Below are 11,646 nucleotides of genomic sequence, written 5' to 3'. Positions count from 1 at the left end.
TTTCTTTCGGCGCCCACTTCACTAGGAAGCTGGCTCATCAGTCCGGCGTGTTCCGCCGTGCTGGTAGGGGCGCATTATAGGGAGCCACGCCGGGATGACAAGGACTTTTTCATCACAATTGTTCGTTCGCTCAGATATACAGCAATCTCGTGTTTTTTTGCTCATTACGCCATCAACTCAGGCTTTGACTGGATTTAAATTGAACATTTTAAAAGCACATTTATAATTGGCTTTTAAAATGTTCAATTAAGATCTCGCCATGCATCAGATTCTGGATAGCCGCAAAGAAGAACAGATAGCCCCTCTGTTGCGCTTGGGGTTCCGACCTTTCTTCCAACTCGGGGCCCTCTTTTCTGCCTTGGCCATGCTGGGCTGGCTGGCACAACTCAATGGCTGGATCCTGTTGCCAGGGGTCGGCAACCCCATCTGGTGGCATGCTCACGAAATGCTGTTTGGTTTCGGCGCCGCCATAGTGGCGGGCTTTCTGCTGACCGCCGTACAAAACTGGACAGCACATCCCGGTGTTCGGGGCTGGCCATTGGCACTGGTAGTTGGCCTGTGGGCCATACCTAGGTGCTTGTTGCCCTGGCTGGGAGAAGGGAACCCTGCTCTGATGATGATGGATCTGATGTGGCTACCGCTCTGCGCCTGGTTCTTGGCCAAGCCCATCATAATGACCCGCCAATGGCGCAACCTCTTCTTTGTTCCCCTGCTTGTGGTACTGACTTTGCTCAATGGCGCCAGCTGGTTGTGGCATGAGGAGTGGATCACCATAGAGCATCTGCTGATCACGACAGTGCTGCTGTTCACGACCCTGATTGCCGTGATGGGAGGACGGGTCATCCCCTTCTTCACAGCCCGAGGCACCGGTCAGGAGAAAACGGCTCCCCTGCTGTGGCTGGAGCGCACAGCGCTCGCATCGCTGTGGCTTATCTTGCTGGCCTGGCTGCTGCTCCCTACCCAATGGGCCACCAGCACTTATATGGCGCCTCTATATATAGTGGCAGCAGGTTTTCATCTGTGGCGACAACAGCGTTGGCATCTGCCATCAACCCTCTCGCATCCACTGCTGTGGTCACTCCATCTTGCCTATCTGTTTATTCCACTCGGTCTGCTCGCTCTCGGGGCGCAGGCCGCAGGACTGACCATCACCTTGTCGACGGCCAGCCACCTGCTCAGCGCAGGTTGCATGGGCACCATGATCCTGGGGATGATGACGCGCGTCTCCCTCGGCCATAGCGGCCGAGCCTTGCAAGTTGGGCGCAGGATGCGCAGCGCATTCGTGCTGGTCATAGCGGCAGCTGTTATCCGGGTTGTGCTCCCGCTACTCTGGCCTGCCTATACCCTGCACGGCTGGAACCTGAGTGGCCTGGCCTGGGTCGGTGCCTATGGCCTGTTTGTCTGGGTTTATGCCCCTATACTGAGCAGTCCCAGGGCGGATGGCCGTCCGGGCTGATCATCCGATCTGATACTCAGGGCCTGACCGCCGGATAGTGGATCAGGTTGTGAAAGATCGCAGGGGCAATCCCCAGATTGCGATAACCATGGGGGTGGTCAGCAGCAAAGCGCACCGCTTCCCCCTGCGTCAGTGAACGCCACGTCCCTTCCACCAGCACCTCCATCAGACCACTGATGACGATGACATGCTCGGTCACACCGGGCTCGTGAGGCTCGGATTCGCGCTGATATCCGGGCAACAGCGTCAGTTCAAACAATTCAAAGCCAAACCGCTTCTCGTAAGGAAATAAGGGGGCGACCTGCATGCCCTCTCCCGCCGGCTGCTGACGAATGGCATCGGCGGTACGATAGAGCACCTCTCCCTGCGCAGCTGGGGTGGGCTCGATGAAACTGGAGAAGGAGACCCGAAAGCCGGTGGCGATCTTCCACAAAGTAGCCACAGTGGGACTGGACTCACCCCGCTCAATCTGCCCCAGCATGGCCTTGCTCACCCCCGTCTCACGCGCCGCCACATCCAGGCTCCAGCCCAGTTCTCTGCGTAATCCCTTCAGACGTTGGGCCAGATGCTGATTCATCTCTTGCATGACTGCCTCTTCATTGCGCTTGCATGAACCGCATTGTGCGCTATAGCGCACGTCGATATAGTCAGGATACACATTGTACGTAATAACGCACAGCCGTCACAATCCGACAAGGACGTCACTATGCCCTTCGCCCTTCCCCACCTGGTAGCAGGTTTCATCGCCGTGATGGTCGGGTACACCAGCTCCGTCATTCTGATTATTCAGGCTGCCACGGCAGCGGGTGCCGATGCCGCCCAGCTTGCCTCCTGGCTATGGACACTGGGTATCGGCATGGGAGTGAGCTCCATCGGCCTCTCCCTCTATTACCGCATACCCGTGCTGACCGCCTGGTCGACCCCGGGGGCCGCCCTGCTGATCACCAGCCTGGGCAACGTCACCCTGGCTGAGGCCATTGGCGCCTTCGTTATCTCTTCCCTGCTGATCACTTTGTGCGGCATCAGCGGCTGGTTCGATCGACTGATGCGGCATATCCCGGCTCCGCTGGCCGCCGCCATGCTGGCCGGCGTATTGCTCAGATTCGGGCTGGATCTGTTCAAGGTCGCGCCACAAGATCCCTTGCTGCTTGGCACACTGCTGCTGGCCTTCCTGCTGGGCCGTCATATCTGGCCCCGCTACACCATGGTGCCGGTGCTGACGATGGGGATAGTGATCTGTGCCCTGAGGGGGGACCTGCAACTCGAAACCCTGCATTGGCAGCTAACCAGTCCGGTCTGGACCTGGCCAAGCTTCTCCCTCGATGCCCTGTTCGGCATAGCCCTGCCACTGTTCATCGTCACCATGACCTCCCAGAACATGCCGGGAATCACCATACTGCGAGCCCACGGTTATCAACCGGCCACCTCCTCCCTGATCGGCTGGACCGGACTGATCGGCCTGTTGCTGGCCCCCTTAGGTGGCTATGCCTTCAACCTGGCCGCTATCACGGCCGCCATCTGCATGGGCAAGGACGTGGATCCCGATGCCAGCCGTCGCTGGCCGGCCGCCGTCTGGGCTGGCAGCTTCTATCTATTGACTGGTTGCTTCGGGGCAAGCGTGGCCGCTCTGTTCACCGCCTTCCCTGCGACACTGGTCACTTGCGTGGCCGGGTTGGCCCTGCTCGGCACCATAGGCAGCAGCCTGCACACCGCATTGCAGCAAGACGAAGCGCGAGAAGCCGCCCTGCTCACCTTCATCATCACGGCCTCCGGGATCAGCCTGCTGGGTGTCGGCGCAGCCTGTTGGGGGATGCTCGTCGGTGTCATCCTGCATCAAGTCAATCAACGAAGAAGCTGACCTGACCATCTGGGGAGCCTCCAGTGAGACACAGCACATAATTCAGAGAAACTGGTTCACAGCTTAAACAAATTGCCATTAAGTAGTGCCGAGGCACTTCTTCTTCCCCGATGTGTGCCTCTGTCAGACTCATAAACTGGAGAATAAAAAATGAGGAATCAGGCTGTCATTTTGTTACTGGCACTGCTGGGCGTCACCACCGCCCATGCTGCCGACTCGGATCGGGAGCTGGCACGCCAGCTCGCGCTGCAGCAGAAAAATCTGCTGCCACTGCTGAGCAATCAGGAGTACCAGAGTCCACTGCCCAACCTGCTGCAAAAAGCTAGTCCACAGCTGCAGCGGCAGGCAAGCGATGCCAACCAGGCCGCCATCAGCCGGCAAGGGCTGGATGGCGAGGTCAAGCAATTGATGCAACTGCGACTGGCCAACCCGGAGCAGGCCGCAGCACTGCAACAAGGGGTCGAACCTCTGGTTGCCTATGTGCCAAGCGGAGATGAGAAGAGCTGGAGCGCGATCGAGGCTTTCGACAGCGCCGGCAACCCCGTCTATCTGGATGTGGACAAGGCACCGGCACGACCTGTCCTGGTGGTGGAAGCAGACCCTATCAAGGCCAAGAATGCCGGCCTGAAGGTGATGCGCAAAGCGCTGGCCGCAGCCGATCTGCAGGCTGCCCCGGCGACCACCGCCAGCACTGCACCGCTCAAGACCAGCATCCTGAAGAAGATAAGTCTGAAGGATGATAAAGAGCCCTGGCTGCTCGGCGCGGCCGAAGTCTATGCGGTGGTCGCCGGGGTCAATCCCAGCCGGGCTGAGCCCGTGGTCGACATCGTCGATATGCCCTACCTCGACTATGACAACACCGAATACACCCCCAACCAGATCCTGGTGTACTGGGATCGCTACCGCTGGGGTGCCGTCGACATCGTCATGATGGAGCAGGACGACAACGTCAACTACAAGGAACTGAGTGCCTTGTTTATTGATGCCCTCAAGCTCGCCTTTACCGCTGGCGGCGTGCCGGAGGCCCTGCCCTTCCTAGATCTCGGCGGCCGTATCGTCAAGGCGCTGCCCGACTCCTGGATGACCAACAACGATGACTATCTGGATACCTTCTACACCCTGGAGCAGGACCAGAGCTATCATCAGTATCCGGGTTCTGCCGGCAATGCGGTCATCGACCTCGAACCGAAAGAGATAGCCCCAACCAAGCCTTAATACGCCACTATGACAAAAAAGCCAATGAGCAACTCATTGGCTTTTTTTTGTGCCTGTGGCAACCGATATCAGGCCGGGTCCTTCGGTCTGACCCCCAAGGTATGGCAGATGGCGTAGGTCAGCTCGGAACGGTTCAGGGTATAAAAGTGGAAATCTTTCACCCCCTCCTGGCTCAGCACGCGCACCTGATCGATGGCAATGCTGGCGCCCACCAGGTTGCGGGTCATCTGATCGTTGTCCAGCCCCTCGAAACGCTGATGCATCCAGCGTGGGATCTTCACATTGGTAAAACCGGCGAACTTGGCCAGGGTCTGGTAGTTGGAGACAGGCAGTATCCCAGGCACAATTTCAGCATCTATGCCGATGGCGGCACAGCGATCCCGAAAGCGCAGGTAGGTCTCCACATCAAAGAAAAATTGGGTGATGGCGCGGTTGGCACCGGCATCAATCTTGCGCTTGAGGTTGAGCAGATCGGACTGCGCACTCCTGGCCTCGGGATGCCCCTCTGGATAGGCGGCCACCGAAATATCGAAATCAGCTTCTGACTTGAGCAGGGCAACCAGATCGGTGGCATACATGTCCGGCTTGTCCAGCCCCTGCGGCAAGTCGCCACGCAGGGCCACGATATGGCGAATGCCGCTGTTCCAGTAATCGCGGGCTATGGTGCGCAGCTCATCACGACTGGCATCGATACAGGTCAGGTGGGGGGCCGCGATAAGCCCGGTACGCTCCTTGATATCCTTGATCACCTTGTGGGTGCGATCCCGGGTACCGGAGTTGGCGCCATAGGTCACGGAGACGAACTTGGGTTCCAGCACTTTCAGCCGTTCGATGGATTGCCAAAGGGTGTTTTCCATCCCTTCACTGTTGGGTGGAAAAAACTCAAAACTAACCCCGATGTCACCGCTTAAATCGGCCAAACTCTGGTTGAGTGCCTCAACCTGACGTGCACTGTGAAATCCCATCTGCTCTCTCCCTGTCCCGCAACCCATTCCTCTACGTCAAAACGGATGTTTGGACGTCTAAACGTCTTTCTATCTTTATGAGAAAATGGATCAAAGTCAACACTGATTTACGGATCGAGGCGAGAGCCAGTGTTTATTTCGCAATTAACTTGAAGTAACGATTGGATCCCCATCCCAAAATCAGCGGAGTCGCGTTATCATGAGCCCAGATCGTCCTGGACGTTCTGAATCTGCGTGTGATTGTTTGGCCGGAGGTTGCTCCGGCCCCTTTTTCAATCTCTTCCCCTCCCTGCCGATAACCAATTGAGCCATTCGCAGGAGCCTCATCATGGATACCCACCCCGGCTTTGCCACCGACTTGCTGTTCGATCGCTATCAGGGCAACGTGGTTGCTCATGAGCAATTCTGGACTGTGCGCACGCCTGATGTCCCCGACTACTATTTTGGCAACTATCTGCTGCTCCCCACCCCGCCCAGCGATCGTGACAAGGGCTGGCTCGAGGCCAGCTTCGACAAGCTGATCGGGCAGGATCCCAGAGTACGACACCACACCTTCCAATGGCCGCTGGCCGCAGGCCAAAACAGCCGGGTCGCCGGTTTCGTGGCGGCAGGCTATCAATACATGGAGTGCGTGGTACTGGCGCTGGATGCCCTCAGCTGGCATCAACCGACGGCGGGCGATCTGGCGGCGGATGCACGTCCCTTCAAGTCCGCCGACTGGGATGAGTGGCTGACGTTTGAGCTCAATGAACGCGACCCGGGCCACTCGTTAGAGAGCTATCGGCCCTATCTGCAGTCGCGCCGTCACCTGTACCAAGCCATGATCGCGGATGGGCTCGGACAGTGGTGGGGGATCTGGCGGGAGGGTCAGCTGGTCGCCAGTTGCGGTCTCTTCTTCACCGACACCCTGGGCCGCTTTCAGCTGGTTCGCACTCATCAGGATTGGCGCAACCAGGGACTTTGCCGCCAACTGCTGAGCCAGGTCGCCCGTCAGGGGCTGGATCGCGTCAGCCAGCTCATCATAGTGGCCGACGAGCACTATCACGCCCAACGCGTCTACCGCTCATTGGGCTTTACCCCAGTGGCCCGCATTGGCAGTCTCTGTCGCTGGCCCCGCGAGACGCAATAGCCAGGCGGCGGGCAGCAATGAAAACGGGAGGCTGAAGCCTCCCGTTGTTTATGGTGTGACTGATTATTGCTGCGGCGTTTCCAGCTCGTTGGAGAGCGCCTGTTCCACCTCGGCCGACGGCACCGGCAAGGGTGCGGCAGATGCGGGCGTGGCGGGCGTCACCGATGGCACGGGCACGGCAGGAGCCTCTGTCACAGCCGGCATCGCAGCGGGTGGTGCGGCAACGGCGGGGGTCTGTGTGGTTATAGCGGCAGCCGATACGGCGGCCGCAGCGACATCACATTGGCAATCCTGCCCCTTGGCCTTGTTGCCCTGATGAGCGGGATACCAGCCTTTCAGCCCCTGCTCCAGCCGGTCGGCGGCCGCCCTGGGCTCCATCTTGCCGAGCAGCACGGCCTGACTCACCTCGGCCAGCTCGTCTCCCAGTTTTGGCGTGCCACGGGAGAGGATCTGGGTCGCCACCCGAATGGTGGAGTCACACTGATCGCGCCACTCCATCATCTCTTTGGCCGCCGGGTTGGTGACATCAAAGAAGTGGTTGGAGAGGGAGAAGAACCCCGGCAGCGAGTTGGTATAGAGCTCGGCAAACTGGGAGGTGGTCAGCCACTGCAGGAAGACCATGGCTGCCTCCTTGTTCTTGCTGGCCGGGTTCAGCCCCATGCCGATATCGGTGTGATCGGTAAAGAAACAACCCTCCCCCTGTTTCGCCACAGGCGGACGCATGACGCCAAAGTCGACCTTGCCGGTGAAGGGGGCAATTTCCCAGGAACCCGCCACATAGAAGGCGGCCTTGCCGGAGGTAAACAGCTCATTGGTGGCGGCATAGTCCCGACGCTCTCCCCCCTCACCCAGATAGGGACGCCAACGGGCCAGCTCCTCAAACACCTTGACGTATTGCGGGTTGTCGAGCCGCTCCTGGCCCCCGATCAGCGCCAGACGCCCATCTTCCCCCTTCCAGTAGTTGGGGCCTATGTTCTGAAAACCGAGTTCGGACGATACCCAGCTTTCAGAGCCACTCATGGCCAGCGGCACATAACGGCCATCTGCCTTCACCTTGTCGAGCGCGGCGAAGAAGGCATCACGGCTTTGCGGCACTGCCAAACCCAGCTCACTGAATATCTTCTTGTTATAGAAAAAACCATGAATGACCGAGGCCATGGGCACGCAGAAGGTCTGGGCGCCGGAGTCGGTCTGCCAGGGCGACTGGGCAAAACTCGGGAAGTTTTCCATCCCCGACATCTCGGTCAGCTCCGCCAGATGACCCGCCTTGAACAGAGCCAAAGAGTCATCAAACGGGCGACAGGTGATAAGATCCCCGGCCTTGCCATCCTTCAGGCTGGCCCACAAGGTCGGCATATAGTCGACGTTCTGCACACCGTTGAATTTCACCTCAATACCCGGGTGGGCCGCCTTGAAGGCGGGAATGATCTTCTGTTCCCACAAGGCCTTGTCATCGATCCGCCAGCTCTCGATCACCAGCTCGCTGGCCATCAGCTGTCCACACAACAGGAGACTCAGGGCCCCAATCCACTTTTTAGACATAAGCCCTCCTAGACCTTGAAATGTGCGATCAATTGCTGCTGCTTGGCGACCAGATCCGCTAGCACTTCACTGCTGCTGGCCGATTCTCTCGCCTCCCGCTCGGTCTCGTAGGCCACGTCGGCAATGCCCGCGATATGGCGAGCGACGCCCTGACTGACCGAGATCTGCTCCTGAGCGGCATGGGCAACCTGATCCGCCATCGACTTGATGGAAGTCATCCGTTCGGCGATGGACTGCAATGCCAGATCCATCTCGCGGGTCTGCTCGACACAGGTTTGGGTCTGCTCCTGACTGCGGCCCATCACTTCCACCACCTGCTTGCTCGAGTTTTGCAGGTTCTCGATCATCGCCTGGATCTCTTCGGTCGAGGTTTGGGTACGGTTGGCGAGCGCTCGCACCTCATCGGCCACCACGGCGAAGCCGCGACCGGCATCACCGGCCCGGGCCGCTTCGATAGCCGCATTCAGGGCCAGTAAATTGGTCTGCTCGGCGATGCTGCGGATCACGTCCAGAATGCTGCCGATATTGTTGCTGAACTCACCCAGCTTGTAGGTAATGCCGACGGCCTCTTCCATGGCGCCAGCCAGCTGCTCCGTGATACGACGAGTGGTCGCCACCTTCTGGCGACTGCTGCGGGCCTCGTCATCGGCCAGATCCACCTCCCGCTTGGTGCCATCGGTAGAGCGGGCCACCTCGGTAGCACTCACCTCCAACTCGGTGATGGCAGCAGCCACCTGATCGGTCTGGCTCTTCTGATCCTGTACCCGGGACATGGCCCGCTCGCTGATCTCGGCGGCGCGGCTTGCCTCATCCACCAGATGGCGGGAGCCCACGTTGATCTTGGAGAGCAGTTCCCCCGTCTTGCTGGCCAGGGTATCGATGGAGTGGGAGAGGGTGCCGAACTCGCAGCTGCTGCGGTAGTTGATGCGGCGGGTCATGTCCCCGGCCGCCATGTGGTTCAGCTCCTTGTTGATCATCTGCAGCGGACGCTGAATACTGCGCGCCGTGGTGTAGCCAATGATGAGCGCCGCCGCGGCCGAGATGGCGGCAACGATCAGGATCCAGAAGCTGGCACTGCTGACCGCATCATCTGCCGCGGTCCGGCTCTGACTGGCGATGGTCCCGGCCGACTGACCCATCTCGTCGAGCAGGCTCAGGCTGTTTGCCAGGCTGGCGTCTAGCTGCTGATTCAAGGTTTGCAACGATGCTGCCAGTTGCTGGGCATTGCGCATGGTGGCAAGCAAGCCCTGCTGGCCAAGCGCCAGCTCCTGCATCCGATCCAGGTTGGAGACGAAACGCTGCTTCACATCGTCGGGGACCAGCACCCGATCGAGGCGTTTGCGAGCCATCTCGATATCCTTGCTAAGCACCTTTTCCAGTTCATTGAGATCTGTGTTGGCATCAGCCCGGCGAATGTTTTTCAGATCCCGCGCTATGCCCGAAGTGATGAGCTCGGCCTTGTTGCGCATGGAACGCTTGCTGGCGGTCTGCTGCAACAGCAGATCGGCCGCCCATTGGTAGGTGTCTTCCAGCCGGATGAAGGCGATCTCCAGCTGGTGGCGCTGATCGAGGGCGTTGACCCATTGGCTGTGCTGGGAGAGCACCTGCTCCGCCAGCCCATAAAACTGTTTGGTCGCGCCATCCACCTGCTGGAAGCGGCTATTGGCCTCCCCCACTCCGGTGAACTTGTCCATCTCTTGGCTCAGCTGGCTGAAACGGGCCTGCTGCTCCTTGAACTGGCTGGCAAGTTGCGGCAGCTGGCTCGCCTCCTTACTGGTCCGGTAGACCAGCACCCAGCGGTTACTGTCTTGCAGGGCACCTTTCAGGCCCGCCACCGCAATCACCAGCGGTGTTGCCCGGTCTGATACCTGCGACAAGCCATCGTTGATACCCCTGATCTTCAGGATGCTGATCACCCCAAGCAGGATCAACAGCATCAGCATCAACACAAATCCGGCGATGATCCGCTGCACAATAGATAAACCCATGGAGACATCCTCACTCATTGGGGGAAGGTAACGTGAACCTAGATACTATCGGCACAAGCGGCGAATTATGGAGGGGGGTACGTTATTTTATTGATCTATATAGAGTTGTAACACAATTGCGGGGATCTGGCGCAAGTATAAAAGGGCCCGGACAATGCCGGGCCAAAGAGACGTGCTTAGCGGTAATGGCCGTGAGGAGGCCAGTCCTGCATCTTGTCAGAAGCGATAGCCGACACCGAACATGAAGGCCATGGGATCGATGGAGGTATTGATGGTGCCCACGGCAGTGTGCACATCGGTGTCGATATCCATGATCCAGGCGGAAGCGTTGACGAACCAGCGATCAGTGATCGCCATGTCCAGGCCGACCTGACCCGCCAAGCCCCAGGAGGAGTCCACGTTGATTTCTGTGCCTGCCAGTGCGCCACGTCCCTGCTCATCGAAGAAGGTGGTGTAGTTCACACCGGCACCGATATAGGGGCGCACCTTACTCTTGGCATCGCCGAAATAGTACTGCGCCATCAAGGTCGGCGGCAGATGCTTGACCTTGGCGACCTCGCCCAGACCCGCGGTCGAGACGGAGTGGGAGAACGGCGTGGCGGCCAACAGCTCGACACCCCAGTTATCCGTGATCAGGTAAGAGAGGGTCAGACCCAGCTGCATGTTGCTGTCAATTTGCAGCTCACCGGTACCCAGCACATCGTCACTGCTCGTTTGAGGGGATACAAACGCCAGGCCACCACGGACCAGAATATCGCCAGCCTGGTGGGCCATGGCAACGGGAGAGGCAAGTGCGGCTGCGATCATCAGCGGAAGGATCTTTTTCATCACATTTTTCCTTTTAGTTTTCGTTCTATGTTGCAAGCCCGAAAACTATAAAGGGATGTGAACGCAGAGTTATTGATTTAGCTCAAACGTTACCAAGAAATAGATAGATGTGTTCGGCAGCTTTTCGGCCCCATCAAACTGAAAAAAACAAATAAAAAATACAATAAAAACAATGCATTGAGTAATAAAACTCTGCCGGGGGCACTCACTAAGAAACAATGCAAATATATCTTATTGCAGGTTTAAACGGCGAGGGATGGTGGGTTCAACCTGGTAACAAGCGTATTTTTGCCACCCATGTAGCGCATGCTGTAAGCGAAAATGCATGAAAGAACAAACAAGACGGGAAAAGATCATCGCCATTCTGGGAGCCTGTAAATAATTCTGTGTAACTGCCCACTCCATTACAGGTGACCGTTCAGGCGATCACCGAATTCGATAATAAAGCGATTTAGGGCAAGCTTCCAATTCTGGATCGGCATGGTCCATTTCTTGGAGGCCTGCTGTATCGCGAGAAACGCCACTTTTAGCGCCGAGTCGTCGGTCGGGAACAGCTTCCTTTGCTTGGTCGCTTTACGCAGCACGCTGTTCAGTGACTCGATCGCATTGGTGGTGTAAATCACCTTCCGGATGGCGGGGGGATAATCGAACAGCGTGATCAGATT

The 11,646-nt window shown here is 58.2% G+C and carries 11 protein-coding genes; 5 read left to right on the top strand and 6 right to left on the bottom strand.

Annotated elements, in window-relative coordinates:
• Nucleotides 1-198, top strand: a 198-nt coding sequence (locus tag BN1129_RS24045; RefSeq protein WP_209418532.1) for a hypothetical protein, incomplete at its 5' end; no start/stop codon positions are given.
• A 61-nt stretch (nucleotides 199-259) separates the two neighbouring features.
• A complete protein-coding gene (locus BN1129_RS18235) occupies nucleotides 260-1,456 on the top strand; it encodes an NnrS family protein (RefSeq protein WP_042038487.1) in 1,197 nt (398 codons plus the stop codon).
• Between the two features lie 16 nt (nucleotides 1,457-1,472).
• Here BN1129_RS18235 and BN1129_RS18230 read toward each other — a convergent pair whose 3' ends face one another.
• Entirely contained in the window at nucleotides 1,473-2,042 is a 570-nt protein-coding gene (locus tag BN1129_RS18230) for a helix-turn-helix domain-containing protein (RefSeq protein ID WP_042038485.1), read from the bottom strand.
• A gap of 120 nt (nucleotides 2,043-2,162) precedes the next feature.
• Here BN1129_RS18230 and BN1129_RS18225 point away from each other — a divergent pair, with 120 nt between their 5' ends.
• Together BN1129_RS18225 and BN1129_RS18220 are read left to right on the top strand one after the other, a co-directional pair.
• On the top strand, nucleotides 2,163-3,314 hold the full coding sequence (locus tag BN1129_RS18225) for a benzoate/H(+) symporter BenE family transporter (RefSeq protein WP_042038484.1): 1,152 nt from the start codon (nucleotides 2,163-2,165) through the stop codon (nucleotides 3,312-3,314).
• Between the two features lie 150 nt (nucleotides 3,315-3,464).
• Entirely contained in the window at nucleotides 3,465-4,529 is a 1,065-nt protein-coding gene (locus tag BN1129_RS18220) for a DUF3103 family protein (RefSeq protein WP_042038483.1), read from the top strand.
• Between the two features lie 68 nt (nucleotides 4,530-4,597).
• On the opposite strand, the gene metF is transcribed toward BN1129_RS18220, so the two are convergent.
• A complete protein-coding gene (gene metF, locus BN1129_RS18215; RefSeq protein WP_042038481.1) occupies nucleotides 4,598-5,494 on the bottom strand; it encodes a methylenetetrahydrofolate reductase in 897 nt (298 codons plus the stop codon).
• A 328-nt stretch (nucleotides 5,495-5,822) separates the two neighbouring features.
• On the opposite strand from metF, the gene BN1129_RS18210 reads away from it, so the two are divergent.
• A complete protein-coding gene (locus BN1129_RS18210; protein WP_042038480.1) occupies nucleotides 5,823-6,623 on the top strand; it encodes a GNAT family N-acetyltransferase in 801 nt (266 codons plus the stop codon).
• A 63-nt stretch (nucleotides 6,624-6,686) separates the two neighbouring features.
• Here BN1129_RS18210 and BN1129_RS18205 read toward each other — a convergent pair whose 3' ends face one another.
• The 4 genes from BN1129_RS18205 to BN1129_RS18190 all read right to left on the bottom strand — a co-directional run.
• Complete coding sequence (locus BN1129_RS18205; RefSeq protein WP_042038479.1) at nucleotides 6,687-8,165, bottom strand: ABC transporter substrate-binding protein; 1,479 nt, start codon at nucleotides 8,163-8,165, stop codon at nucleotides 6,687-6,689.
• A gap of 8 nt (nucleotides 8,166-8,173) precedes the next feature.
• Nucleotides 8,174-10,153 carry a methyl-accepting chemotaxis protein gene (locus tag BN1129_RS18200; RefSeq protein ID WP_042038478.1) on the bottom strand — a complete coding sequence of 660 codons (1,980 nt, stop codon included), beginning with the start codon at nucleotides 10,151-10,153 and terminating at the stop codon, nucleotides 8,174-8,176.
• A 216-nt stretch (nucleotides 10,154-10,369) separates the two neighbouring features.
• Complete coding sequence (locus tag BN1129_RS18195) at nucleotides 10,370-10,981, bottom strand: OmpW family outer membrane protein (protein WP_042038477.1); 612 nt, start codon at nucleotides 10,979-10,981, stop codon at nucleotides 10,370-10,372.
• Between the two features lie 404 nt (nucleotides 10,982-11,385).
• Nucleotides 11,386-11,646, bottom strand: a 261-nt coding sequence (locus BN1129_RS18190; protein ID WP_042034171.1) for a transposase, incomplete at its 5' end; no start/stop codon positions are given.

The sequence above is a fragment of the Aeromonas popoffii genome (assembly GCF_000820025.1).
Taxonomy (GTDB): Bacteria; Pseudomonadota; Gammaproteobacteria; order Enterobacterales; family Aeromonadaceae; genus Aeromonas; species Aeromonas popoffii.
This window is presented reverse-complemented; position numbering and strand designations above follow the sequence as displayed.